The following is a 26,336-nucleotide window of genomic DNA, read 5'->3' as shown; positions in this document are numbered from 1 at the left end:
CAGTGGTTCGAGAAAACCGAAGTGTTGGAGATTTTCCTAGCGAAAAAACTCGCCCGGCGTCTGCCCAAACTGCTGCCGAAACGCCGCAATGAACGCCGACGTCGAGTCATACCCACAGGCCAGCGCCACATCGGTCACCCGTTCGCCTTTCTCCAGCGGCGTCAGCGCGCCGAGCAGGCGCAGGCGTTGGCGCCAGGCGCGGAAGGTCAGGCCGGTGTCGCGCAGGAACAGGCGGGTGAGGGTTTTTTCGGTGACGCCGAACCGCTCGCTCCAGTAACTGAGGGTGGTTTGTTGTTCCGGATGTTGTTCGAGGCTCTGGTAGATCTGCTTCAGGCGCGGGTCTTGCGGCAGTGGCAGCATCAGATCGATTTGCGGCGCCTCGGCGAGCTGATCGAGGATGACTTGCGCCAGACGCCCGTGCGCGCCGTTCTCGTCATATTCCACCGGCACCAGGCTGAACGCTCGGATCAGTTCGCGCAGCAGATCGCTGACGGCCAACACATGGCAATGCCCGGCGGCCCAACTCGAAACGCTGCAATCGATGTACAGGCTGCGCATTTCGGTGTGCGGCGCGCTGAATACCCGGTGCGGTACACCGGCGGGAATCCACACGGCGCGCTCCGGCGGGGCGACGAAACGCCCGGCGCTGGTCTGCACCTCGAGTACGCCCTGGATCGCGTAGGACAACTGCACCCACGGGTGACTGTGGCGGCGGGTCAGGGCCCGATTGGGCAGCGATTCGGTTCTGCCGTACAGCGGGCGCGGCAGGCTGGGCAGCCCGGGGATGCTGCGGCGAACGCTGTTGCTATGTCCTTTAGGCGGCATCTTGCGGCTCTTCGGCGTTAGTCGGTAATTGCCAGCCACGTTAAAGTCCTCCGCACGCACTGGCAACCCCGGATCAACGACCATGACACGTCCACGTTTTCTACCCGACAACTTCACCCTGACGCTGATCGGCGTGGTCCTGCTGGCGAGTTTTCTGCCGGCCAGCGGCCAGGTCGCGGTCGGCTTCGGCTGGCTGACCAACCTCGCCATCGCGCTGCTGTTTTTCCTGCACGGCGCCAAACTGTCGCGCGAATCGATCATCGCCGGCGCCGGTCACTGGCGCCTGCACCTGCTGGTGTTCGGCCTGACGTTCGTGCTGTTCCCGCTATTGGGCCTGGCGCTCAAACCGCTGCTGTCACCGTTGATCGGCGACAAGCTGTACATGGGCATGCTGTACCTGTGCGCATTGCCTGCCACGGTGCAATCGGCGATTGCCTTCACTTCGCTGGCGCGGGGCAATATCCCGGCGGCGATTTGCAGCGCGGCGGCGTCGAGTCTGTTCGGGATTTTCCTGACGCCGTTGCTGGTCACGCTATTGCTCAACGTCCACGGTGATGGTGGTTCGACGCTCGATGCCATCCTGAAAATCAGCGTGCAGCTGCTGCTGCCATTCATTGCCGGGCAGATCGCCCGGCGCTGGATCGGCGCCTGGGTCGGGCGCAACAAGCACTGGCTGAAGTTCGTCGATCAGGGTTCGATTCTGCTGGTGGTCTACGGCGCGTTCAGCGAGGCGGTCAACGAGGGCATCTGGCAGCAGATTCCGCTGTTCGAATTGCTCGGGCTGATCGTGGTCTGCTGCATCCTGCTGGCGCTGGTGCTGCTGGCGTCGATCCTGCTCGGCAAGGCGTTTGGTTTCAATCAGGAGGACCGCATCACCATTCTGTTCTGCGGTTCGAAAAAGAGCCTGGCCACCGGTGTGCCGATGGCGCAGGTGTTGTTCGCCGGCAGCACCATCGGCGTGCTGATCCTGCCGCTGATGCTGTTCCATCAGATCCAATTGATGGTCTGCGCGGTGCTGGCCCAGCGGTATGCGCGCCGGCCGGAATCGGTGCCGGAGTTGATGGCGCAGGTCGATCCCTGATCGCTGCGCCTCAGACGATATCGTCGATCAGAATATGGTGCAGCCCGCGGCTGCACTGTTCGATCCGCGCTTCAACCTTGTACACGCTGCGCAGCATCTGCTCGGTGATCACCTCACTGCTAGGGCCGCTGCCCTGGGCGGTGCCATCAGCGATAACCAGCACCTGATCGGCAAACCGCAGCGCCTGATTCAGATCATGAATCGCGATGAACACGATCACCTCGCGTTGCCGCGCGAGGCTGCGCATGAAGTTCAGAACCTGCGCTTGCCGATGCATGTCGAGGGCGCTGGTCGGTTCGTCCATCAGCAGGATTTCCGGCTCGCGCACCAGCGTCTGTGCGATGGACACCAGTTGCTGCTGCCCGCCACTGAGTTCACCGAGGTTGCGAAACGACAGGGCGGTGATGCCCAGTGCGGCGAGAATGTCGTCGACCAGTTTCAGCTCGTCATCATGCACGACCCAGCCCGGCGTCAGTTGCTTGCGCGCCAGCAGGACTGATTCGTACACGGTCAGGCGGGCGCTGGCGTTCAGGCCCTGGGGCATGTAGCTGATTCCCGTCGGGCCTTTTTTCGAGTCCTGCAGGATCACTTGGCCAGGGCCGTCGATCAGCCCGGCCATGCGCTTGAACAACGTCGATTTGCCGGCAGCATTCGGTCCGACCACGGCCACCACCTGACCACCCAGGAACGGCGCGGTGGATACGCCGCGGATGATCTCGCGCTGGCCATAGCGGGCGCCCAGATTGTCCAGTTGCAGCTTCACCATGAGTTTTTCTTCCCGCCGAGAATCAGTGAAATGAAGAACGGCACGCCGATCAGCGAGGTGACCACGCCGATCGGGAAAATCGCGCCGGGTATCAGGGTCTTGCTGACCACCGAACTGGCCGACAGGATCAGCGCCCCCGTGAGCAGCGAGGCCGGCAGGAAGAAGCGCTGGTCTTCGCCGATCAGCATGCGCGCGATGTGTGGGCCGACCAGGCCGATGAAGCCGATGGTGCCTACGAACGCCACGGGAAACGAGGCGAGCAGGCTGACCATGATCAGCGTCTGGAAGCGCAGGCTGCGCACATTGATGCCGAAACTCGCAGCCTTGTCATCGCCCAGGCGCAGGGCAGTCAAGGCCCAGGCGCGACGGGCGAAAATCGGCAGGGTGATGAGGATCACCAGGCAGATGATGCCAAGTTTTGGCCAGGTGGCTTTGGTCAGGCTGCCCATGGTCCAGAACACCACGGCGGCGACGGCTTGCTCGGTGGCAAAAAACTGCACCAGCGCCAGCAGCGCGTTGAAGGTGAAGACCAAGGCAATGCCGAGCAGAACAATGGTCTCGGCGGTGACCCCGCGGCGCATGCTCAGAAAATGAATCAGCAGCGCCGACAGCATGGCCATGATGAACGCGTTGAGCGGCACCATGAATTGCGCCGCCAGCGGAAACAGCGCGACACCGAACGCCAGTCCCAGCGCAGCGCCGAAACTGGCGGCGGCGGAAATGCCCAGGGTGAACGGGCTGGCCAACGGATTGTTGAGGATCGTCTGCATCTGCGCGCCCGCCAGCGACAACGCCGCGCCGACGGCCACCGCCATCAGCGCCACGGGCAGGCGAATGTCCCACATCACCACGCGCACTTGCGGCGAGGCGCTGTCCGGTGAAAACAGAGCACCGAGCACTTCGCTGAGGCTGTAGCTGGCCGGGCCGAGCGCCAGATCGAGCAGCACGCTGCACAGCAGTAAAAACACCAGTGCGGCGAGGATCAGGCGCTTGCGCAGGACCAGACGGCGATAGGTTTCGCGCTGGACTTCCACGGTGTCGGTCATCGAGCTCATGGCTTGACCTCGGTGTCGCCCAGGCTGACGAAGTAGCCTGACTCGTACGGCACCGGCAGGAAGCGCTCATGCAGTTCGCGGAACGCCGCATCCGGGTCGAGATCGGCGAACAGCTCCGGGTGAAACCATTTGGCCAATTGCTGGATGGCCACGAACTGGTAGGGGCTGTTGTAGAACTGATGCCAGATTGCGTGGAAGGCTTGATGCTCCTGGGCCTTGATGCCGGCGTAGGCCGGGCGCTGGGTGTACCAAGCGAGTTTTTTCCGTGCCTGCGGCATGTCTGCGCCGGGGCCGACGCCGACCCAGTGACCACCGGGGGCAAACGCTTCCCAGTTGGCGCTGGTGACCACTACGTGCGCCGGATTGGCGACGATGACTTGCTCGGGATTCAACTGGCCGAACGTAGTCGCAATGATGCCGCGCGCGACGTTGTTGCCGCCGGCCATGTCGACGAACAGGCCGAAGTTTTCATTGCCGAAACTCAGGCAGCAATCATCGGTGTAGCCGCCGATGCGCTCGATGAACACGCTCGGGCGAGGCGGGTGCTGTTTTTCAATGACGTCGGTGACGCGATGGATCTGCTGGTTGCGAAAGTCGATGAACGCTTGGGCCCGCTGCTCCTTGCCGAACAACTGGCCGAACAGGCGCATGGTCGGCTCGGTGTTCTGCATCGGGTTGTTGCGAAAGTCGACGTACACCACCGGGATGCCAAGCGCATCGAGCTTTTCGATGTACCGCGCATCCTCGGTGGCGTGCTGCGCCTCGATGTTGAGGATGATCACGTCCGGGCGTTGCGAGATGGCCTGCTCGATATCGAAGGTGCCGTCCTCAAAGCCACCGAAAGTGGGTATTTTCGCGATGGCGGGGAATTTGCGCAGGTACGCGTTGTAGGTGTCCGGGTCGGACTGGATCAGGTCCTTGCGCCAACCGACGATGCGTTCGACCGGATTCTGTGTATCGAGCGCGGCGACCAGATACAGCTGCCGGCCTTCACCGAGAATCACCCGTCTTACCGGTAAATGCACCTTGACCTTGCGCCCCAGCAGGTCGGTCACCTCGGTGCGCGCAGCGTCGCTGTCAGCAGCGTCAGCACTGCGCGGCGCGAGGGAAAACAGGCTCAACATGCCTGCCAGTAACAGCGCAGCAACCGCCTGGCTGCGTCGATCGAAAATCGCCATGGTCCAACCTTTGCCAAAGTCAGCGCGGCCCACGGCGCCTGCCGCCGCCACGCTGAACGTTTCAGAAATCGACAGTCGCCGACAGTAATAAAGTGCGCGGTGAGCCCTGGGAGAACGCGCCGTAAGAGGCGACGCCCGACCAGTACTCTCGATCGAACACGTTCTGCACCGTGGCGCGGAACGTGGTCGGCTGCTCATCGATGCGCGTGGTGTAGCGCGCACCGACATCGAAGCGGGTCCAGTCATCGAGTTTTTGCGTGTTGGCCTGATTCACGTACTGACTGCCGGTATGGATGGCGCCACCGGTCAGGGTCAGCCCTTCGAGCCACGAGGTGTCCCATTCGGCCCAGAGGTTGGCCTGCACCGACGGCACGCCGACCGGCTTGTTGCCGCGATTGCCGGCCACGGCGGTTTTCGTCAGTTCGGCGTCCAGCAGCGTCACGCCACCGAGCAACCGCGTGCCCGGCGTCACTTCGCCAAACACGTTCAGCTCCAGGCCGCGGTTGCGCTGCTCGCCTTGCACCGAAAACACCCCGGCGGCCAGTTCGCCGCTGGGCTTGGTGATCTGGAACAGACTGAGGGTCGAGGTGAAGCTGCCGTAGTCGGCCTTGACCCCGACTTCATGCTGACGCGATACGTACGGCGCGAAGATCTCTCCCGCATTGCTCGCGGTGGAGGGCGCGATGTCGCCCTTGCTCAGGCCTTCGATATAGTTGTAATAGAACGCGACGTGGTCCCAGGGCTTGATGACCGCACCGAACAGCGGCGTGGTGCGGCTGTCGTCATAGGACGTGGTGACCATGCCGCTGGCGTTGTAATTGTCCGATTTGATGTTCTGCTGGCGCACGCCGAGGGTCACCTGGGCGCGGTCATCGAGGATCGACAGGGTGTCGGCGAGGGCCACGCCGGTCAGTTCGCTCTCGGAGACTTTCGGCGTGGCCGGCTCGGGAATGTAAGGCTCAGGGCGATCCACGGGGTGATAAATGTTCGACAGGATCGGCGCGGCGGAGATGATCCCCCGCGACAACACATCGCGATATCGGCTGACCTGCACCGCGGTGCGGTGGCTGACCGGCCCGGTGTCGAAGCGCAGCCGCGCACCGCTGTCGACGGTGTAGCGCTTGACCTCGAATTTGTAATAACCGGGTGTCGAAGACGTATCGCCAGCCGGGTTGATGATGGTCGGGGTCTGGTCGGACATTCGCGCCACCGCCGACTTGCCGCCGCCGGCATGGGCGAACACCGTCAGCGCATCGCTGAGGTCGTATTCGCCGCTGAGCAGCGTCGAGGTATCACGGGTTTTCGACCAGCCCCAGTCCTGGCTCACGCTGGTTCGGCCGTTGGCCGCGGAGGGAATGTCCACGCCCGGGGCGATCAGAAACGGCCGCGAGGCGGCATCGAAGCGTTCTTTCTGCCGCAACCAGTCGAAGCTGGTGCGCAGACGCTCGCCTTGATAATCGAGGGCGATCGCGCCGATGTTGACCTGACGCGACTGCTTGTCGATCGCCGTGTCGCCCAGTTGTGTGCTGCCATTGATGCGCACACCGAAGCGCCGTTCTTCACCGAAACGCCGACTGACATCGACATGGCCGCCGAGCTGCGCATTCATCGCGTAACTGGCGGTGAAACGGCTCAAGTCTTCGTCCAGCGAACGTTTCGGCACCACGTTGATCACGCCGCCCACCGCGTTGTTGGGGGACATGCCGTAGAGCAGGGCGCCGGGCCCTTTGACCAATTCGATGCGCTCGGCGTATTCGGTAAATACCCGGTAGTTCGGCGCGACGCCGTAGACACCATCGAACGCCAGTTCACCCAGGTTGCCTTCGCCCACCGGAAAGCCACGAATGAAAAACGAGTCGACGATGCCGCCGGTCTGCCCGGTGGAGCGCACCGAGGAGTCACGTTCCAGCACATCGCCAACGGTGACGGCCTGTTGATCCTTGATCAACGCCGAGGTGTAAGTGCTGACGCTGAATGGCGCGTCCATCACATCGGTGTTGCCGAGCAAGCCCAGACGTCCGCCGCTGGCGACCTGGCCGCCGGCATACACCGCTGGCAGCGCGTCGCTACGCCGTTCGGTGCCGATCACCGCCGTTTCATCCAGCGTGACCCGGCGCGCAACCAGCGTGTAACTGCCGTCGCTGCGCCGCACCATGTCCAGACCACTGCCGGCCAACAGGCGATTGACCGCTTCCTGGGTCGAGTAGCGGCCGATCAGCGCCGGGCTGCTCAAGCCGTCGGTCAGCGCCGGCTGGAACGACAGGGCAATGCCGGCGTCCACGGCGAAACTCGACAGGGTCGCACCGAGCGGCCCGGCCGGAATGGCGTAGGCACGCAGGGCGAACGTATCCAGTTGCGCAGGCTCGCCGGCGACGGCCAGCGGGCAGGCGACAACGATCAGGACAAGGCTCAGCAACGCACTGCGAATAGCGGGTTTCAGCGGACAATCCGGGCGCAGGAGGCGTGCAGCGGGCATGGATGGATGAGCCTATGAACAGGACGAAAAAATGCATCTCCCCCTTAGCCAGTCGAGATTGGAAAAAGTATCAGCGCGGCGGCAAATATTTTTCCGCTCAGGCGCGGGAGAGCATGACCCAGTAGCCATTCAAGTGGCCGCTGACCAGAATCGGGTAGGTTTGCGCCAGCATGTTCAAGGTGCGCTGGCTGTCGCTGATCGGGTAGGCGCCAGAAATGCGCAAGTCGGCAATCGCCGGATCGAGGCGGATGAAACCGCGACGATAGCGCGTCAGTTCAGCGACGAAATCGGCAAGGCGCATCTTATCGGCCATCAGCATGCCTTGACTCCAGGCACCGGCGTAACGGTCGGTCGCACTGACCGCGCCAAAGGTCGAAGAGGAGAAATCGGTGCGCTGCCCGGCGTTGACGATCAGCGGCGTGTGCTGGCGATTGTCCGCAAGTTCGACTTTCACCGCGCCTTCAAGCACGGCGAGGTGGGTTTGCGGAGGCAGCGCGCGCACGGTGAACCGCGTGCCCAGCGCCTGCATCCGGCCCTGACGGGTGGTGACCACGAACGGCCGCGCCATGGAGGAAATGTCCGCTGCGGTCTGCACCAGTATTTCGCCTTCGCGCAGGTGGATCAGACGCTGACTGGCGTCGAACAGTACGTCGATGGCAGAGTCGGTGTTGAGGGTGATTCTTGAGCCATCGGCGAGTGTCAGCTCGCGTTGCTGGCCGACGGCCGTACGGTAATCGGCTGACCATTGCTGGGTCTGCGCCAGCTTCCAGCCACCCCAGCTCGCCGGGGCCAACGCCAGCAGCAGGGCCAGTTTGCCAATCGCCGCGCGGCGTTCCGGGCTGCTGGGCCGATCAAGGGCCGACATGGCCAAGGACGGCGGCAGGCCGCCGAGTTTGCCCTGCAACAACTGCGCGCGCGCCCAGGCACGTGCGCGCTCGGGGCTGCTGGCTTTCCACAATTCCCATTCGCCGCGTTCGCGGTCGCTCAGTTCGCGCTCGCTCATGCGCATCAGCCAGTCAGCGGCTTCTTCCAATGCCTGAGGAGCAGGTTGCGCTTCATTGCGCCGGGCGAGCATTCACTCCACCAGCAACAGGCATTGCACGAAGGCTTGCTTCATGTAGCGCTTGACGGTGATCAGCGATACGCCCAATTGCTCGGCAATGTCGTCGTACTTCAAACCGCTGATCTGCGACAGCAGGAACGCGCGCTTGACCAGCGGTGGCAGGGCATCGAGCATCGCGTCGATTTCATGCAGGGTTTCCAGCACCATGAAGCGCAGTTCCGGCGACGGCACCTCGGCCGCAGGCAAGTGCGCGAGCGCCTCCAGATAGGCGCGTTCGAGCGCCTTGCGCTGATACCAGTTGACCAGAATGCCCTTGGCCACACAGCTCAGGTAGGCGCGCGGCTGCTCGATCACCGTGACCTGCGAGGCGAGGATGCGCGTGAAGGTGTCCTGCGCCAGATCCGCCGCATCCATGGCGTTACCCAGTTTTTTTCTCAGCGTCGCGTACAGCCAGCCGTGATGGCCGCTGTACAGGGCTTCGATCGCGCGCAGGTGCTGGTCGTTATTCGCGGGAAGGGTTTGGCTCATGGCTGCAGGTTTTCATGCAATTGAGAAGTATTCCCAATGCTAGTTTACAACGCCTGTGCGACGCAAGCGCCGATTGGCCTGCCGTTTCAAAGGCGCGGCAGAGCGCGTAACGCGGCAATCATCGCGTCGATTTCCGCTTCGGTGTTGTAGGCATGCAGCGAGGCGCGGCTGACTTCCAGCAAGTCCCTGTGCTGCATGTCCAGCAGGGTCGAGCGAAAGGTTGAAGTGCTGACGTTGATGCGCTTGTCCTGCCCGGCCAGCCACTGTTGCACCTGCGCGGCGCTGTGGTGGCGGTGACTGAAAGTGACGATACCGGACCTGTTCACGCTCGGATCCTGCAGCGTGAAAGCGGGGATCTGCCCCAGGTACTGGCGCAGATAATCGGCCAGTTGCTGGATCCGCCGCCACATCGGCTCAATGCCTTGCGCCAGTGCGTACTCCACCGCCGCACCGAGGCCGAGTTTTGCCGCGACATTGCACTCCCAGTTTTCGAAACGTCGGGCATCGGCGCGGACCGTGTAGCTGTCGGCGCTTTGCAACGATGCCGCATGCAAATCGAGAAACACCGGTTCAAGGTTCTGGCACAGCGCTTTTTCGATGTACAAAAAGCCCATGCCTCGCGGTCCGCGCAAGTATTTGCGGCTGGTGGCGGTGAGCATGTGGCAGCCGATCTTCTGCACATCCAGCGGTATCTGCCCGGCGCCCTGGCAGGCATCGAGCAGAAACAGCACGCCGGCCGCGCGGGCAAGGGCGCCGATCTGTTCGATCGGCTGCACCGGCCCGCCGTTGGTGGCGATGACCGGCAGCGAGATCAGCGCCACGCGCTCGTCCTCGAGCATTTTCTGCAACGCCGACAACGAGACCTGGCCGTGTTCATCGTTGGCAATGATGCGAATCTCGATACCGCGCTGCTGTTTCAGTTGCAGATACGGAATGTAGTTGCCGGCGTATTCGGTGGCCGATGTCAGCAGCACATCGCCCGGTTGCAATGGCAGGGAATAGAAGGCCATGTCCCAGGCACGGGTGGCGTTCTCGGTCACCGCGATTTCATCCGGTGCGGCGTTGAGCAAGCGCCCGATTGAGCCGTAGACGTGCTCGATCTCGGCCGCCTGGCGCCCGGCGGCTTCATAGCCGCCAAGGCTGGCTTCGAGCTGGATATGCCGGGTCACGGCCTCGATCACCGGCGTCGGCATCAGCGCCGCGCCGGCATTGTTGAAGTGGATCAGTTGCGCGACGGCGGGAGTGTCGGCGCGCAGTTGTTCAATGTCCAAACCATCACTCCTTGCTCAGTCCGCGGGCGGTGCGGCGCTCGGTTGCATCGCCGCAGGCCAGTAACGCAGGGCGACAATCGGGATCAGCGCGACCCCATAGGCCAGGCACACGAACAGGTAGGTGTACTGCAAACCGTAGACCTGACTGAGCAGGCCGCCAGCCGATATACCGGCAATCGAGGCGAATTGCGCGGTGCCCTGAGCAATGCCCAGCACATGCCCCTGTTGCGAGCTGTCGGCGGTTTTCGAGATCAGCGCCATCAGCACCGGGGTGGTTGCGCCCAGCAGTACGCCCCAGATGAAATAGGCCACGACAAACACCAGCGGATTACGCGTGACGCCTGCGACTGCGGTCAGTGCGATGCAGCCGATCACCACGTAGGTCATGCGCTGCAAGGTGTCCTGCTGGCCACGGTGCTCGAAATAGCGCGACCACGCTGTGGCCGACAGAATGAAGCCCAGCGCCAGCAAGCCGTAACACAGGCCGACCACCGAATTGCTCACCTCGAACACCGAACTGACGTACAGCGAAAACGACGTCTGCGGCAGCATGCGCGCCAGCAGCAGAATGCCCATCACGCCGAGCAGCGAGAGCAGCGGCGAACCTTGCCAGAGACTGGCGCGGCGCGCGGGCGTGGCAGTTTCGCTGACCACGGCTTTCTTCACTGGCGGCACGTCCGGCAGCGTCACCGCAGCGATCACCGTACACACCGCGCACAGTGCCGAGGCGATGATGTTGATCCAGAAGAATGTCGCGTAATCGAGGATCAGCCCGCCGACCACGGCCCCTAGCAGCGAGCCGACGTTGGTCGAGATCTGCAGGATCGCGAACAGCCGCGCCCGTCGCGACGGCGCTTCGATACTCACGCCATACGCCTGCGCCGGGGCGATATAACCGGCGAAGGCGCCTTGCAGAAACCGCAGAATCAGAATGGCCCAGATATCACTGAACAGGGCCAGCCCCAACTGGGTCAACGACAACCCGGCGAGCGCGCGGATCATCATCAGCTTGTGACCGTAGCGGTCACCGATGCGGCCCCAGAAGGCACTGGTCAGAATAATCCCCAGCATCGGCCCGACATACACGGCGATGCTGGCGAAGCTGAAAACCGTTTCGGAGTCTGTCAGCCCACGCAGGTGGACAGGCCAGAACGGCCCGCTCATTTCCATCGCGCCCATCGACACCAGCTGGATCACGAACAGAAGATAAATCAGGATTCGAACGCGTGAACCCTGGATGGCACCTGCATGGGACATGAGTCGGCCTCGGTTAAACGCTGGCGAGCGGGTTGGTCAGGGTGTGTTGCAAACGGTAGTTGCTGTACTGCATCAGGTGCATGCGCAGCAACGAACGCGTCGGCCAGGGCTCTTCGACGAACGCGCGGTGCTCGGTTTCCCAGATTTGCGGCGCGACGCGCTCGCGCACCGCGTCGAAGGCGAGGTCGGTTTCCTCGCGCAGGATTTGCCAGAGTCGCGTGTCGTGCAAGCCATACTCCTTGGTCAGCCACAGGGCCAGTTCATGCAGATGCGTCAGGAACGCCGCGTCCAGGACAAACATGCGCACCGGCTCGATGTCGCCGCTGAACACCGTTGGCAGGATACCCGGCTGGACGTGCGGTTGCAGGCTGTAGCCGCGACCTTCGAGCAGCGGCGCATACGTGCGGCCATCGCCAAAATCGCGGATCAGCAGACTACGTGCTTTGCCGTCGGCAGAGAACAGCACCATGGTGTTTTGCTGATGCGCTTCCAGACCGATGCCATACAGCAGATAGATCGCCACCACCGGGTGAGTGACCACTTTCGCGTATTCGCGGTACCAGTTTTCCACCTGCGCGGCAGTTGCGCGTACGCCGTCACGCTCGATCAGGTCGGTGAACAGCGGCCGGCCGTTGCCGGGCAAACGGGTGAACAGCGACGCCACGGTAATCGGCAGGCAAGCATCGGCGCGTTCGAACGCGGGTGCACTGGCGCGATAGACCACCGACAAATGCCGGCCGGGGTGATCGTCCTGGGTCACGGCGTTCTTGTAGCGCACACCGATCTCTTCCGGGAAGATTTCCAGGCGTTGGTCGAAGCCGTTTTCGGCTCGCAGAATCTGGCTGATCACCGCGCTGATGCGCGGCCCCATGTGAATCGACTTGGCTTGCAGGCTGCGCAGTTCGCTGGTCATCCACACGGCGATCGGCAGCTTGATCAGCGGCGCGCAAACGTCCAGAACCGGCATCATTGTGCGGTAGGACATAGTCGGCAGCGTCACAAGGTCCGGGCCGTCGGTGATCAGGATCCCTGCTTCGATTTCTGCGGCGAAGGTCTTCAGCACGTAGGCCTGCAAATGCCAGCCGTGGATCGGCAGCGGCAGCCATTCGCGTTCATCCAGACCCTTGTGGTTGAGCGCCGCTTTCCATTGTTCCCATTGCGTGGGGAAGTTAGCGGCGAACCAGTCGTGGTAGCTGCTCACATGCGGCATGCTTTCGCTTTGCGCATGTTCGGCGCGCAACGCGGCGATGCGCAGCGGCACTTGCGCGTTGAACTCGGGGGACAGTTGCGCGACTTCCTCATCACTCAGGCCCGGCCGGGCTTTCCAGGTCGGGTAATACGGATGACCTTCCAGCGAGCCCCACTGGTCGAGCAAGATCGCCGCGTCTTTGGTGCTCGCGTGCTGGCGCAGGTAATCGGTGAAACTGTCGAGCCCATGATCCTTCGCGGCTTGGTGCAGCCGCGCGTTCCACTGCTGACGGTGCTGCCGGGCGTGAGCGTCGTTGGTCAGGCTGTTTTCCATGTCGGCCTTGAGCCCGGCCACGCCTTCGTCGGTCGGCGCGAAGTCGAAGCTTTCGCGCAGCACATCGAGCATGTCCTGATGGCTGGTGATGGTCTGGCGTACGCCTTCGTCGGTGACCAGCACCACCTCACCGTCATTAACGATGGTGTCGGCCGGGCCTTTGGCAATGTCGGAAAACGCCAGGTGCGCGCGGCCGCCCTTGAGCGGGTAAGTGGCCTGATTGCCGCCAGCGGAAAAGCTCAGGGCCGCACGGTCGAGAATGTTTTCCGCAAACAGGCAACGCACCAGACGGCGCATGGCGTTGCGGCGGGAGTAGGCGATCAGTGTCTTGAAGTCATCCATATCAGCAGTCTGCTCGTCGAAAAATGAGTGAAAAAGTCATGCCGCAGCGCTGGCCGTGTGTGGCCATCGGCGCGGGAAATAGTCGAGGGCCGAGTCGCGCAGACCGTGCATATAAGCCACGCTCCACTGCAGGACTTCCTCGATGTGGGGCACCTTGATTTCGAAGCGCCGGGCCATCTCCACCAACAGCACCAGGCCATAGGCGACGTCTTCGTTGAAGGCACGGCTTTCGCGTTCGATCACGTAGCCGGCGCGGTTGTCGGCGGCCGGCACCATTGGCGCGAGAATGTCGTTGTAGGCCTGATTGGTGCGCAGGATCGAAAGCATGCTGCTGGTGTCGCGGATCTGCTCGCCATAGGCCTCGACGATTTCCTGCTTCAGCGATTTCACCGACGACAGGTCAATGCCCAGACGCTGGCTGATCACCGCGCAGAGCGCCTGGCTTTCCTCGTCCATGCGCTCGAGAAAGTACGCGCCCAGCTCCGGGCATTCGGTCCACCAGCACATGCGCTGCGGGAAGATCTTGCGATGCCACTGGCCGTACGGGCCGATCAAGCCGTAGATCACCGAGCTGTGCATGATCGGGTTGCCCGGCGTCAGGGTGATTTCCAGATAGTGCTCGAGCAGCGTTACGCAGGGGCCATACAGACGCGTAAGAATGGCCTGGAGCTGATGCCGCGACGCCTGCGATTCACGGGTGTGGGTTGCCACGTACAGCTGGCTTTTGCCACCGCCCATTTTGATCGAGCGCCCCGGACTCAGCTCGAACGCGGTGTGCGGCACATCCTTCATGCCCCAGATCACCACATTCGGCCGCTCGGGCAGCGTCGCCTCGGCCAGCCAGTCGAACCCGCAGAAGCCCGGAATCGCGCCGACGTACACCGGTTTGCTCGCACTCAGGTGCGGTGCGATGGCTTGCAGGGTTTGCTGGCGCACGTGAGCGGGCACGGTGATGATGACCAGATCGGCATCTTCCACCGCGCTACGTGCATCCGCCGTGACCCGGTCGAGGCGGGCGCTCAGGGACGAGCCATCCGGCAACAGCGCTTGCATCGGCGTCTGCCGCGCGTGCTGTTCGATGACCTCGGGGTTGTGGGTGAGCAGCGACACCTGCACATCGGCCAGTTGCTTGAACAGAATGGCGTTGAGATGGCCGGTCCTGCCGCCACCACAGATGGCGACTTTCAACAGATTCATCGAGAGGCGTTCCTGTGTGAAGGGTGGGTCATGCGACGCTCAGTTGCAGCGGCGCGGAAACGGATTCCAGCCATTGGGTCTTGCCCAGCCAGATGTCCAGTTGTGCGCCGATGCCCGGATCGAGCAGGTCGCGCTCTTGCAGCCATTGATCGTCGAATACGGTGTGCAGGTATTTCTCGCCGCCATCGGCAATCGGCACCACGACATTGCCACGCAGCACACCTTTGTGAATCAGCTCGAGCGCCTTGAAAATCGCCCCGCCAGTCGAACCGCCCACCAGCAAGGCAAAGTTGCGGGCGATGTAACGTGCGGTTTCGAAGGCTTGCGAGTCGGTGACCTGCACACCCAGATCGATGCAGCTGTAATCGAGCACCAGGCCCACGGTGTCGCCGGCCGGAGTGCCGGTGCCCGATTGGTAGTAGGGATAGCCGGGATGGCCGAACACAATCGAACCGGCCGGTTCGACGCCGACGGTTACGGTGTCGGGGTTGTGCACTTTCAGGCCGCGCGCAATGCCGGTCATCGAACCGCCCGTGCCGACACAACCGACATACGCACCGATCAGGCCCTCGGCCTGGGCCACGGTTTCGCGGACGAAGTCGCTGTAGCCGCCGGCATTCGCGGCATTGTCAGACTGGTTCATGAACACCGCGCCGGGAATTTCCGTCGCGAGTTCGGCAGCCATGCGCTGGCGTTCGACTACGGCGACTTCATCCTCGCGGTAGGTGCCTTTAACGAAACGAACCTCGGCGCCGAGCGCTTTCATCACCGCGATCTTGTCCTGCGCGGCGTGGTGATCGACCACAGCGATGAAGTGCAGACCGAACTCGACCGCCGCCATGGCCAGACCGATCCCGGTGTTGCCGGACGACGACTCGACCACCACGCCGCCGGGTTTCAGGCGCCCGGACTTCAGTGCCGCCAGCACCATGTTGCGCGCCATGCGATCCTTGATGCTGCCGCCGGGGTTGTTCTTTTCAACTTTCAATAACAACCGGGCGTTGGTATCCGGTACATCGATAGCCAGCATCGGTGTATTACCGATAAGATCGGAAACTTTATTCAAGATCATTTAGTTAGTCCCTTCAGTAGTCAGGTGTGAACGCGTAATTACCTTCCGTACAACAGGTTGCCGTTAACCGCCGGGGCAGGGGATGGCGATGAAACTGGTTTTCCAGCAAGTCCATCTGATAGCCGGCGGTATTGATGTAAACCAATAAGTCGCCGCTTTCGGGGGGTGTTGCGAAGTTGATCAAGCGATAACTGATGACGTCGTCGTCGAGACAACTATGCCCAGCAATAAAGGCCTGGCTCGGGGCGGCGGGGCGTGGCTCTGGGCTGATCAATAGCGGATCTACCAGATATTCCGAGGCGAACCAGGTTTCGCAGGCGCTGAAACTACTGCCCTCAACAAAGATGACGGTTTTGTTGTCGGCAAGCTTTTTTGTACGGGTGATGCGGAAGACCGAAATCGCCGCTTGGTCCACCAGACTTCGTCCCGGTTCCAGTGCCAGTGTTATTGACTGCTCCCGCAAGTAAGCGGCAATTGACAGTCCCGGCGAATGTTCAGCTTCGAGGAACAATGTCAGCCACTGCGACGCCGCCAGGTCGCTGCCGTAAGGGTAATAATCGGCCGGAACTTTCTGGTTGTAGTAGTGGCTCGGGTTATTGTCGTTTCGCAGGAAGCCGGCACAGGTCTGTGGCTCTACATAGCGAATCGGTAATCCACCGCCGATATCGATCATCTGCGGATCGAGGCCCATTTCCCGTGCTGCTTCGACGAATCCGGTGACTTCGCGAAACGCTTGTGCGCGGGATTCGAAGCCGTAGCCACCGAGGTGAAAGTGAAACCCCTCGAAGCGGAAAATCTCAGGGTGTGCGATCAGTCGTTGCAGGCATTCGAGCAGCTCTTCAGCACCCATTCCGAAACGGCTTGTGCCGCTGTTCTTCGGCCGGTAACGCAGCAGAACCCTTGATTTTACGGGGCTTGGTTGCGCTTTCAGTACGCTGCGCAGGTGGTCGAATTCTTCCAGCGAGTCCAGGCAGATCAGTGAACCCGCGCTGATCAGCGCCTGGTGGAACAGCGCCGTTTTCGCCGGTCCGGTGGCGCAGATCTTCTCGCCGGGGATGGCAGCGTGTAGCGCGTCCTGCAGTTCGTGAAGGCTCGACACATCGACACCAATGCCTGAATTGGCGGCGGCGCCGAGCAGGCTTTGCGATTTGTTGGCCTTGGCGCCATAGAAGATTGCGTAGGCAATGTTGAACCGTTTCAACACATTCACCAACGATTGTGTATTCGCTTCAAACGCATGCGGCCAGACCAGATTCAGAGGTGATCCGTGGTGTTCCAGCAAATCGCCAAGTGTATTCGGGAAGTGCTTGATAAATGTGGCAATAATCGGGTCGATCAATGGCTGTAACATGAGCGGATGATGGACTTTATTGTCCTGCTCGGAAGTTGCGGTATTTATTCCAGGCATAGTTAACCTCTGGCGCGGAAAAATAACTTCGCCATAGCAATGTCGACAACAAGCCGTTATCGATTCATGAAGTGTCGCTGCTCGTCAGATACGAGCTTTTATTTCAACGGGTGGCGGATGCCAAATGAACGCAAGTTCTGGATCCGAAATACCCGGCGTCATAAATAATTCATCAAGCGCTTGCATAAGAACCCCGATCCATAAGGTTTGCACGAATGTGCTAACTGGCCATTAGTTCTCGGCCAATACTCTTTGGAATACCAGTACTGATGTTCAAGTGACATCAGCTAATCGGTATTTTCCAGGTGTCACTGACTTGCTTTGAAACGCAGATAGTTCCTGTTGGCGGCGTGAACAATATTGCGAACAGGAACGATTATCAAGTAAGGTTTTCAAATATTTTTGAATAAAGCCCAGCGCAAGGCGAACCCATGAACGTGTATTTACACGCTCAAGGACTCGTTCGCCCGCAAATAAAAACAACGGTTAATTGCTTGATAGAAAAGGCGTTAACGGTTGTCGCGACAAGCCCCGCAACGGCAGGCGAGTAACCCCGTTCAAGGGCTGCGGGAATCTTCCCAAACCACGACTGGTTCACACCAAGGAGCAACGCCATGCAATCGGATCGACTCAACTGCAAAACCCGGCGCGCGATCAGCTACCTGTTCGTGCCGGGCAACCGTCCCGAGCGCTTTGCCAAAGCGGTCGAAGCAGGGCCGGACGCGATCATTCTTGACCTCGAAGACGCCGTTCATCCGGACAGCAAGGCCGCCGCCCGCGCCGCCATCTGGGCGTGGCAGGAGAGCACGCCGAGCGTTGCCTGCGCGCGCTACATCCGCTTGAACAGCGTCAGCAGTGCGCTGTTTCGCCAGGACCTGACCTGGCTCAGCGACATGCGCTATCCCGAGCGCTGCAGCGGGATTTTCCTGCCCAAGGCCGAATGCCCCGAGGCGTTGGCGGCGGTGGTCGAGCGCCTTCTGGCGTGGCAGCCGCAGTTGCACGTTGTCGCGATCATCGAGACCGCCAAGGGATTGCAACAGGTCGAAGCGATTGCCGCGATTCCCGGCTTGGCGCGACTGGCGTTCGGCTCGCTGGATTTCGCTCTGGACATCGATTGCAGCCAGATTCCCGAGGCGTTTCTGTTCGCGCGCAACCGCATCGTGCTGGCGTCGCGCACCGCGGATCTGCCAGCGCCGATCGATGGCGTGACACCGGCGATCAGCGATCTGGCGGTGGTTGCCAAAGACGCGCATTACGCTCGCTCGCTGGGGTTCGGCGCCAAGCTGTGCATCCACCCCGGCCAACTGGCCACGGTGCAACGCGCCTTCCTGCCGGATTCGCGGCAACTGGCCTGGGCCGACCGGGTGATGCGCGCCGTGGCCACGGGCAGCCATGCGGTGCAAGTCGATGGCGAGATGGTCGATCTGCCGTTGATCGAACACGCCCAGCGCCTGCTCGACGTCGCCCGGCAGCACGCGCCGGTTGTTCGCGCCGATGCCTGCTGAATCACGGTGCACAGGAGATCACCATGGCACACGGTTATCAGATTGCGCTGCGGCCGCTCGGCGAAGTGCTGCAGTCCGAGCAGGTCGATCCGGCCAACGTGACGTTGCTGCGCGAGTCGATTGTCCGCGCCGGGCACTGGCTCGAACCGATCATCGTCGAGCGCTCGCGCGGCATCGTGATGGATGGCAATCACCGCTTCACCGCGGCGTTGCAACTGGGCCTCAAGCGGGTGCCGTGCATCCAGCTCGATTACGGCGATCCACGGGTCTGCGTGCGGCACTGGAAGACCGGGCAGGTGTTCGAGGTGGAGCGGATTTTCCGCACCATCGCCCGTGGCGAGATGTTCCCGTACAAGACCACCCGGCACGCCTTTGACCCGGCGTTGCCGGTGGTGGCGATACCGCTGGAGCGCCTGTACGTCTGACCCGCAGCGGGTGCAAAAAAATAAAACTGACTGCGGGTGATACTTTTTCGCAAATCGACTGGCAATAGGAGTGATTACCATTTTCCCTCGATGAAAAGGATCCTCACGTCATGCCTGTTGTCAGTCGTCCTTGCGGTGAGCGGGTGTTAACACTCGCCGTGCGTACCGCCATGCTGAATTTCGTTCTGGTCGCAGGAAGCGCCAATGCCTGGGCCGCCGGCTTTGGGCAGACAGACGTCGCCGCCCAGACATCGAACGCCGCGCCCACCGCGCCGGCCGATGACAGCAAGGACGCGCTGACCCTCGATACCACCAACATCAACGCTCGTTACAACAGCGCCACGGCGTTGCCGGAAACCCTCGCCGGCGGCCAGGTGGCACGAGGCGCACGGCTGGGCATGCTGGGCAACAAGGACGTGATGGACACGCCGTTCAGCGTTACCAGTTACACCGCAAAAACCCTCGCCGATCTGCAGACCGTGACCGTCGCCGATGCGCTGGAACGCGACCCTTCGGTGCGCTCGACCGGCCAGACGGGCGGCATCGTCGACTCGTTTTTCATCCGCGGCTTCCCGATTGGCGAAGGCAACCTCGGTGAGCTGGCGTTCGACGGCGTCTACGGCGTGGCGCCGAACTATCGGGTATTCACCGATTACGCCGAACGGGTGGAAGTCCTCAAGGGCCCCGGCGCATTGATGTACGGCATTTCGCCGAACAGTGGCGTCGGCGGGGTAATCAACATCGTGCCCAAGCGTCCGCTGGACGAAGACCTGACCCGATTCACCGGCAGCTACGCATCCGACTCGCAGGTTGGCGGGCATCTGGATCTGAGCCGGCGCTTCGGTTCGGAGAACCAGTTCGGCGTGCGTTTCAACGGCAACCTGCAAGGCGGCGACACGGCGGTCGATGATCAGCACCGCGACCTCGGCGTCGGCGCCATAGCCCTGGATTATCGCGGCGAGCGCCTGCGCTTGAATCTCGACTACATCAGTCAGAAAGAGAGCTGGGAAGGCGCCTCGCGGCCCTTCACCATCGCACCGGGTGTCGACGTGCCGTCGGCGCCGAACGGCCGCACCAACCTGCCGCAGGACTGGGGCTGGTCGGACACCAAGGAACAATCGGCGCTGCTCGGTGGCGAATATGACCTGAGCGATAACGTCACCGTGTTCGCTCACGCCGGCGGTGGCCGATCCGACGTCAAGCGCCTGTCCGATCAGGTGCCGAGAATCCTCAATGACGCCGGCGACACCAGCAACATTCCGGGTTACTACAAATTCAATGTCGACCGCTCGACTGCCGATGTCGGCCTGCGCGGCGTGTTCGCCACCGGCTCGATCACCCACACCACGACGATCATGGCCACCCGTTATCAGGATGAGCTGTCACGCGGAATCACCAACGGCACCGCGATCCTGTCGAACATCTATCACCCGGTCGACGTGCCGCAGCAGTACCTCAGCTCGCCGAAGGTTCAACGGGTGTCCGAGTCGGAGCTGTCCGGCGTGGCGCTGACCGACACCTTGTCGATGCTCGATGACCGCTTCCAGCTGACCCTCGGCGTACGCCGTCAGGACATCGAGTCGCGCAATTACAACGCCGCCGGTGCGGTCAGTTCCAAATACAGTGATAACGCGACGACGCCGCTGGTGGGTGTGGTGGTCAAGCCGTGGCAAGACGTTTCGCTGTACTACAACTATGTCGAAGGCCTGTCCAAAGGCGACATCGCGCCGGGCACTGCGAGCAACGCGGGCGAGACCTTCGCCCCGTACGAATCGAAGCAGCATGAAATCGGCGTCAAATATGAACATGGCACGTTCATGACCACGCTGGCGTTGTTCCAGATCGAAAAGCCCAGCGGCGAAATCGGCGCCGGCAATGTGTTTTCGGTGCAGGCCGAACAACGCAACCGCGGCGTCGAGTTGAGCATGTACGGCGAAGTCGCCAAAGGCACACGCCTGATGGGCGGCGTCACCGTGCTTGACGGCGAGCTGACCGATTCGGCCACAGCGGCCAATCGCGGCAACAAACCGGTCGGCGTGCCGGACGTGCAGGCCAACCTCTGGGCCGAATGGGATACGCCGTGGCTCGAAGGTTTCACCCTGACCGGCGGGGCGATCTACACCGACCGCCAATACGTCAACCAGGCCAACACGCAACAACTGGATGCCTGGACCCGTTTCGATGCCGGTGCGCGTTATGCAACGAAAATCGAAGGCCGGCCGACCACGTTCCGCGCCACGGTGCAGAACGTCTTTGATCGCGAATACTGGTCGGGTGTGGCTTCCTACGGCGCGTTCTCGCCGGGCTATCCACGCACGCTGCAATTGTCGGCTACCGTCGATTTCTGATGACAGCAGCGGGGCAGTCGCCTGGTCATCCGGCGACTGCTTCTTCTATATAGAGAGAGCGGTTTGAGCATCTCGGAAAAGGAGCATTCGTCATGTTGAACAATCCCGGCGTTGCGGCGCTTGCCGTTCGGCCCGCATCCTCCCCGCTGCCGTGCGAGTTCGATCGCAGTGCCAATCAACATATTCGTCAATTGCTGAGCCACTTCGGACTGCGTAGCAGCCTGATCCGCTTCAAGGTGCTCAATGCATTGATGCTTGCCAGCCGTGACGGCTATTCAACGGGCGTCAATGGCGTGTATGCATGGGCGGCTTCGTCGTCACCGCAGTTGTCGTTCATCAGTGTGCGTGAAGTGCTCAAGCGCCTGTGCCTTGAAGGTTTGATCACCCTGGAATACGACAAGAACTACCGCTTCACCCGGCAAGCCCGGGCCATCCTGCAGCAACACGACCATTGCTTGTAGGCGCCGGACACGCTGCGCCTACACCAGCCCGACATACTTCACGGCGGCAGCAGCCCGGGAAGGCACATCGAGGGCGCGTAATAAACAAGACACGTGAATGCGCACCGTGAAGGGTGAAATGTCCAGCTCACGGGCGATTTCCTTGTTGGTCTTGCCTTGCGCGATCAGCCGCAACACCTCCTGCTGACGAGGGGTGAGGGCGCTGGCGGGTTCCAGCGGCAGCAAGCCTGACGGGGCAAACTTCACCAATACCTCGCCCGCGCGGATCGCCAGAATCGCCTGACCGATTTCGTCCGGTGCAATGTTTTTGCCGATGAAACCGTCAACGCCCGCGCTCATGACTTCACTGATCAGCGCCTGGTCATCGACCATCGACACCACGATCAGCGTGGTGCGCGGCAAGCGTCGGCGCAGTTCGGCGAGTTGGGTAATGCAGGTCAAACCCGGAAAACGCAGGTCGAGTATCAACGTATCCGGCTCGCTGCCCAGCAGCGCGGTGACAGCGTCGAGGTCACCGGCCTCGTCGATAGTCGCCTCGGGCAGCAAGCGCTGCACAGTGCGCAACATCGCTTCGCGAAACAGTGGGTGATCGTCGGCTATGATGATCCGGCATGCCATGGCGCGACCCTCCCTGGGTCAAGCGTTAATCAAGGCTGGCACCTTAGCATCGGACGCGAAGGTTGCCTGTAGGCTGCTTCCGAAACTGACGAACGCTGCACAAGGACGTTTACATGAAATTCGAGAAAAACACCGAACTCGATCAGGCCAATCTGCGCATCATCATCGCGGCCATCGCTGTGGTTTACATGATCGGGTTGAGCTTTGTGCCCGGCCATCGCGTCGATACCTACCTGCCGGTCATTACCTACATCAGCCTGTTTTTGCTGGCTTCCATTGTGTTCCGTCAGGCCATTGCGCGCTGGCCCGGGCATTATCCGGCGCGGCGGATTTTTGCCATGGTTCACGATTACACTGGCACCTGTTTCGGTCTGGTAGTCGGCGGCGAAGCCGCGCTGCCGTTGTACGCGGTAATGGTCTGGGTCAACCTCGGCAACGGCATGCGCTATGGCTCGCGCTATCTGGCGGTGGCCACTGGTCTGGCGTTGCTGGCGCTGCTGGCGGTCTATCGCCTGACGCCCTACTGGCAGGCGCAACCGTTCATGGTCCTGATGCTGATGATCACCAGCACGGTGATTCCGTTTTACGCCCACCTGCTGCTCGAGCGTACGCGCAAGGCGTCGGAGGAGGCAGAGGCGGCCAATCTGGAGAAGTCGCGCTTTCTCGCTCAGGCCAGTCATGACCTGCGTCAGCCGATTCATTCCATCGGTTTGTTCACCGCGTGTCTGCGCGAGTCGCGCCTGGGCGATAGCGAACGCAGACTGGTCGATAACATCGACCGTTCACTGCTCAACGTTTCGCAGTTGTTCCGTTCGATACTCGACCTCTACACCCTCGATAACGGCCGGGTCGAAGCAAAAATGCAAACGCTGAACCTCGGCGAATGGCTCGCGGACATCGTCCGCCAACATCAGGAAGCGGCCCGTTGGGCGGGTGTCGAGCTGCGTTTGCGTCCCTGTCACCATTGGGTCAGGACCGACCCGGCGCTGCTGGCGACCATGGTGCAGAACGTGCTCTCCAACTGCTTCAAATACGGCGCGCAGCGGCCGGTGCTGATCGGCGTGCGTAAACGCGGGGCAGGGCTGGCTATCGTCATCCATGACTGCGGCAATGGCATTGCCGAAGAGCATCTGCACAAGGTGTTTGAGGAGTTTTATCGGGTGCGGCAGATACGCGACAAAGATGTCGAGGGTGTCGGGCTGGGCCTGTCGATCATCAAGCGTCTGGGTGAACTGATCGATGTGGACGTTGCTCTGCGCTCGCGCGTAGGGTGCGGCACGGCGGTGACTCTTGCCGGGTTGCCAATCGTGGCGGCGCCGCAGTCACGGGTTGTCCGCGGTGAAGCGCGACAGGTGGGTTTGTTGACGGGGCTGAAGGTGTGTCTGGTGGAGGATGATCGCAACGTGTTGCTGGCGACGTCGACGTTGCTCGAGCGCTGGGGCTGTGTCGTTCAGGCCGAATGGTCGGCCATAGACTTGGTCACCGACTGCGACATCCTTGTCGCCGACTATGACCTCGGCACCCACGCCACCGGCATCGAATGCATCGATGCAGTGCGCAGGCAGCGCGGCTGGGCAGTGCCAGCGATGATCGTCACCGGCCACGACGTCGAAAGGATTCAGGCGGCCTTGCTTGATCGGCAGATTGCGATTCTGTCGAAACCGGTGCACCCCGCCGAGTTACGCACGACGCTGCGCGCCCTGCGTGACCGACTGATTCAGCGTGGAGATGACCAAGCTGTCATCGCTTGCAGAGGTAATCCTGAGTAATGGTGGTTTGCAGGCAATTGAACTTGCCCATGGTGCGGCAGATGTTTTTTTCCGAACCGGTGTCCTCGGCACTTTTGTAGCCCCATGTTTTGCAGCGTTGCGCGGCGATAGTCAGTCCCTGTTCGGCGTTGGTCTGGCCGCTTTCGAATTGGCCCAGTTCATAAGAGACCTGGACGATGCCATCGGTTTTGCTGCCGCCGGTGGCCTCCCATTGTTTCGGCGTGGCACAACCCGTAAGGAACAGCGCGCTGAGGGTGAGCGTTGCGATCAGGGATTTCATGGTGCTTCTTCCTTGTGTCGTTCTAAATTGCAGGCAAAACGATCCCGCACGCTGCGAAAGGGCAACGTCGGGAGCGTCTCGGGGGTGCAGGGAATATAACGTCGAGGGGGCGGAGGGTCGATTAGCACAAATGTGCTAGTGCAGCGTCGGGCGACTCAAATGAGTCGCCCGTCATTGAGAGGCCGAAAACGTTAAGGATGGAAGCCCGAAGGGATGAAACGGGCCGGCTGCTTGGCCTGGCTGAACGCGCAGCGCGAAAGTCCGGCCCGCAGGCAACGTCAGATGGCAGGATCGGCAGTAAGCCGTCATTGATCGCATGGATAATTACAACGATGGCCTCAGCAACTTTAAGCACGAAGCTTGACATTTGTTTCCGATCCCGCTGGCCGCTCAGATTAAACGCCTTCAAGCGAGTGAGTGACCTTCCATCTTTCTGCAAAAGCCTTGCCTTGCTCGATTTGTTCGGGTGTCATTTCTTTGGAATACTTTTCTAATGTCTCCCGATCATGCTCTATTTCAGACTTGTCATTATCCAAGCCGGTTAAAAAGAACATAAGGCCATAAGCCTTAACCCTGTCAAATGGAAAGCCATAGTAATTCGGATTATTTGCATACTCTCGAGCAAGCAAACCGATACCATTGCTGTCACCCGCTTTCGCAGATTCTTCTAGCCAGTACCGGGAAATTGATAGATCGCCATTGTCTTCATAAATAGAGGCTGCATATGCAATCATTGCTTTTGGATAGCCATTTTCAGCCGCTCGCTTATACCACTTGTTGATTTCTTTGCGGCGCTGCCCAAACCACCAAAAAAAACCATCACCAGCTGAATAACTTTCGGCAAGCTGATATTGGGCGAGTGGGTAGCCTCCCTCTGCTGATTTAATCAGCATATTAAAGTCAGAGTTGCCTACGTATAATAAATATGCAGCTTCCATGTCACCCGAAGCAATTTTTTCTCGTGCAATTTTTTCAAATTCTAATTTCCATTCGTGCTGAGTTTTATCGCCCTTCGGGCAATCCTTAACGATGGTGCATAATGTATCTCCATCATCTAGAGCCAGACGAAGCAGGGAGTTAAAATTTCCTTGATGGGCAGAATGGACCAGCCATTCACGGGTATCTTCCACCCTGTGACGTTTTGCATAACGAAGCTCATCCTGTAGATGAAACCACTCTCCTACAACATCCGACTGCGCCACCCAATCATTTAGATCGCCTAGTTGTTGCAAATCATTTGAGGCAAATTTCTCCATCAGCGTCTTTTTGAACTCTTGATGCCATTCATCCCAGCTTTTTTCGCCTTTCGGACAAAATCGAGCAGCAACACACAGCTTGACGTTGTGAGACAATTGATAGAGCGATAATAAATTACCTTGGCTTGCGGAGGCTACGAACCACTTTAGAGATTCTTTCGGGTCTAGCGCTGTACCAAGTTCTTGTTGGTGAAGTTGTTGCGCCAAATAAAATTGTGCTTCTGCATCGCCGGCTTCAGCGGCAATGCGCAATTCAGGCTCAGCATTTTTTTCTTGTTTGTATAGTGAAATACCGCGTTCCTTGGCTGCCTGCTGCTCCGGCGAAAGCACTGCCGATGCAGTGGTCGAATTAAGTAAAAAAAGCAAAACTATTATCGCTTTAGTTAGATTTTTATAATCATTCATTTTTTTTCCCTGTAATTAACAAGCGTGCGCCGTATTCCATGTACTGTTTTGACCAAGGGGCGAAGTGAGGCAGGCGATTATTTCTACACTTGTGTTTTCGGGTACGCACAGGCGCGCTCCGAAAGGTACACGATTAGAAAGATTTCCGCGCTGAGATCCAGCGCCTATACCGTGTGAAGCAGCCGAGGCACTACCTTTCAATTGGCCCGGTACTGTGGAAGCCCGATA

Annotated in this window: 22 protein-coding genes; 6 read left to right on the top strand and 16 right to left on the bottom strand. The window is 60.7% G+C overall.

Annotated elements, in window-relative coordinates:
- Nucleotides 1-36 precede the first annotated feature (36 nt).
- The gene (locus V6F91_RS08590; protein ID WP_332763457.1) at nucleotides 37-825 is read right to left on the bottom strand and encodes a helix-turn-helix transcriptional regulator; all 789 of its coding nucleotides are present in this window, start codon (nucleotides 823-825) and stop codon (nucleotides 37-39) included.
- A gap of 82 nt (nucleotides 826-907) precedes the next feature.
- On the opposite strand from V6F91_RS08590, the gene V6F91_RS08585 reads away from it, so the two are divergent.
- Nucleotides 908-1,906, top strand: a complete 999-nt coding sequence (locus V6F91_RS08585; RefSeq protein WP_332763456.1) for a bile acid:sodium symporter family protein — start codon at nucleotides 908-910, stop codon at nucleotides 1,904-1,906.
- Nucleotides 1,907-1,916: 10 nt separating this feature from the next.
- Here V6F91_RS08585 and V6F91_RS08580 read toward each other — a convergent pair whose 3' ends face one another.
- The 12 genes from V6F91_RS08580 to V6F91_RS08525 all read right to left on the bottom strand — a co-directional run bounded on the left by V6F91_RS08580 (nucleotide 1,917) and on the right by V6F91_RS08525 (nucleotide 17,041).
- A complete protein-coding gene (locus V6F91_RS08580; protein ID WP_332763455.1) occupies nucleotides 1,917-2,672 on the bottom strand; it encodes an ABC transporter ATP-binding protein in 756 nt (251 codons plus the stop codon).
- The gene (locus tag V6F91_RS08575) at nucleotides 2,666-3,727 is read right to left on the bottom strand and encodes an iron ABC transporter permease (RefSeq protein ID WP_332763454.1); all 1,062 of its coding nucleotides are present in this window, start codon (nucleotides 3,725-3,727) and stop codon (nucleotides 2,666-2,668) included. Before V6F91_RS08575 ends, V6F91_RS08580 begins: the two co-directional genes overlap by 7 nt.
- On the bottom strand, nucleotides 3,724-4,905 hold the full coding sequence (locus tag V6F91_RS08570; RefSeq protein ID WP_332763453.1) for an ABC transporter substrate-binding protein: 1,182 nt from the start codon (nucleotides 4,903-4,905) through the stop codon (nucleotides 3,724-3,726). Before V6F91_RS08570 ends, V6F91_RS08575 begins: the two co-directional genes overlap by 4 nt.
- 61 nt (nucleotides 4,906-4,966) lie before the next feature.
- Nucleotides 4,967-7,381, bottom strand: coding sequence for a TonB-dependent receptor (locus tag V6F91_RS08565; RefSeq protein ID WP_332763452.1), 2,415 nt, complete (start codon nucleotides 7,379-7,381; stop codon nucleotides 4,967-4,969).
- Between the two features lie 97 nt (nucleotides 7,382-7,478).
- Nucleotides 7,479-8,456 (bottom strand): FecR family protein, encoded by a 978-nt coding sequence (locus V6F91_RS08560; protein ID WP_332763451.1) that lies wholly within the window; start codon nucleotides 8,454-8,456, stop codon nucleotides 7,479-7,481.
- Nucleotides 8,457-8,972: a sigma-70 family RNA polymerase sigma factor gene (locus tag V6F91_RS08555; protein ID WP_332763450.1), complete on the bottom strand. Its 516-nt coding sequence runs from the start codon at nucleotides 8,970-8,972 to the stop codon at nucleotides 8,457-8,459.
- Nucleotides 8,973-9,058: 86 nt separating this feature from the next.
- Nucleotides 9,059-10,243 carry an aminotransferase class V-fold PLP-dependent enzyme gene (locus V6F91_RS08550; RefSeq protein ID WP_332763449.1) on the bottom strand — a complete coding sequence of 395 codons (1,185 nt, stop codon included), beginning with the start codon at nucleotides 10,241-10,243 and terminating at the stop codon, nucleotides 9,059-9,061.
- Between the two features lie 15 nt (nucleotides 10,244-10,258).
- On the bottom strand, nucleotides 10,259-11,500 hold the full coding sequence (locus tag V6F91_RS08545; protein WP_332763448.1) for an MFS transporter: 1,242 nt from the start codon (nucleotides 11,498-11,500) through the stop codon (nucleotides 10,259-10,261).
- 13 nt (nucleotides 11,501-11,513) lie between these two features.
- Complete coding sequence (locus tag V6F91_RS08540) at nucleotides 11,514-13,364, bottom strand: IucA/IucC family protein (protein WP_332763447.1); 1,851 nt, start codon at nucleotides 13,362-13,364, stop codon at nucleotides 11,514-11,516.
- Nucleotides 13,365-13,400: 36 nt separating this feature from the next.
- Entirely contained in the window at nucleotides 13,401-14,561 is a 1,161-nt protein-coding gene (locus V6F91_RS08535) for an NAD/NADP-dependent octopine/nopaline dehydrogenase family protein (protein ID WP_332763446.1), read from the bottom strand.
- Nucleotides 14,562-14,589: 28 nt separating this feature from the next.
- A complete protein-coding gene (locus tag V6F91_RS08530; protein ID WP_090284111.1) occupies nucleotides 14,590-15,633 on the bottom strand; it encodes a PLP-dependent cysteine synthase family protein in 1,044 nt (347 codons plus the stop codon).
- A gap of 13 nt (nucleotides 15,634-15,646) precedes the next feature.
- Nucleotides 15,647-17,041: a Y4yA family PLP-dependent enzyme gene (locus V6F91_RS08525; RefSeq protein ID WP_332763445.1), complete on the bottom strand. Its 1,395-nt coding sequence runs from the start codon at nucleotides 17,039-17,041 to the stop codon at nucleotides 15,647-15,649.
- Between the two features lie 614 nt (nucleotides 17,042-17,655).
- Between V6F91_RS08525 and V6F91_RS08520 the strand changes: the two genes are divergently transcribed.
- The 4 genes from V6F91_RS08520 (at nucleotide 17,656) to V6F91_RS08505 (ending at nucleotide 21,780) form a co-directional block, all read left to right on the top strand.
- Nucleotides 17,656-18,546, top strand: coding sequence for a CoA ester lyase (locus V6F91_RS08520; protein ID WP_332763444.1), 891 nt, complete (start codon nucleotides 17,656-17,658; stop codon nucleotides 18,544-18,546).
- A gap of 23 nt (nucleotides 18,547-18,569) precedes the next feature.
- The gene (locus V6F91_RS08515; RefSeq protein ID WP_332763443.1) at nucleotides 18,570-18,971 is read left to right on the top strand and encodes a ParB N-terminal domain-containing protein; all 402 of its coding nucleotides are present in this window, start codon (nucleotides 18,570-18,572) and stop codon (nucleotides 18,969-18,971) included.
- Nucleotides 18,972-19,081: 110 nt separating this feature from the next.
- Nucleotides 19,082-21,319 carry a TonB-dependent siderophore receptor gene (locus V6F91_RS08510; RefSeq protein ID WP_332763442.1) on the top strand — a complete coding sequence of 746 codons (2,238 nt, stop codon included), beginning with the start codon at nucleotides 19,082-19,084 and terminating at the stop codon, nucleotides 21,317-21,319.
- Nucleotides 21,320-21,411: 92 nt separating this feature from the next.
- Nucleotides 21,412-21,780: a fe2+ zn2+ uptake regulation protein gene (locus V6F91_RS08505; protein ID WP_332763441.1), complete on the top strand. Its 369-nt coding sequence runs from the start codon at nucleotides 21,412-21,414 to the stop codon at nucleotides 21,778-21,780.
- Between the two features lie 18 nt (nucleotides 21,781-21,798).
- Here V6F91_RS08505 and V6F91_RS08500 read toward each other — a convergent pair whose 3' ends face one another.
- Nucleotides 21,799-22,398, bottom strand: coding sequence for a response regulator transcription factor (locus tag V6F91_RS08500; protein ID WP_332763440.1), 600 nt, complete (start codon nucleotides 22,396-22,398; stop codon nucleotides 21,799-21,801).
- A gap of 113 nt (nucleotides 22,399-22,511) precedes the next feature.
- On the opposite strand from V6F91_RS08500, the gene V6F91_RS08495 reads away from it, so the two are divergent.
- Nucleotides 22,512-24,167, top strand: a complete 1,656-nt coding sequence (locus V6F91_RS08495) for a hybrid sensor histidine kinase/response regulator (RefSeq protein ID WP_332763439.1) — start codon at nucleotides 22,512-22,514, stop codon at nucleotides 24,165-24,167.
- Here the strand turns inward: V6F91_RS08495 and yecR are convergent.
- Both yecR and V6F91_RS08485 read right to left on the bottom strand, forming a co-directional pair.
- Nucleotides 24,139-24,447: a YecR family lipoprotein gene (yecR, locus tag V6F91_RS08490; RefSeq protein ID WP_332763438.1), complete on the bottom strand. Its 309-nt coding sequence runs from the start codon at nucleotides 24,445-24,447 to the stop codon at nucleotides 24,139-24,141. The two genes, V6F91_RS08495 and yecR, sit on opposite strands and share 29 nt — an antisense overlap.
- A 395-nt stretch (nucleotides 24,448-24,842) precedes the next feature.
- Nucleotides 24,843-26,108 (bottom strand): hypothetical protein, encoded by a 1,266-nt coding sequence (locus tag V6F91_RS08485; RefSeq protein ID WP_332763437.1) that lies wholly within the window; start codon nucleotides 26,106-26,108, stop codon nucleotides 24,843-24,845.
- Between the last annotated feature and the right edge of the window lie 228 nt (nucleotides 26,109-26,336).

The sequence above is a fragment of the Pseudomonas koreensis genome, from assembly GCF_036668835.1.
In the GTDB taxonomy this organism is placed as follows: domain Bacteria; phylum Pseudomonadota; class Gammaproteobacteria; order Pseudomonadales; family Pseudomonadaceae; genus Aquipseudomonas; species Aquipseudomonas koreensis_I.
The sequence above is the reverse complement of the archived record's forward strand: the minus strand, read 5'-3'. Positions and strand labels throughout refer to the sequence as shown.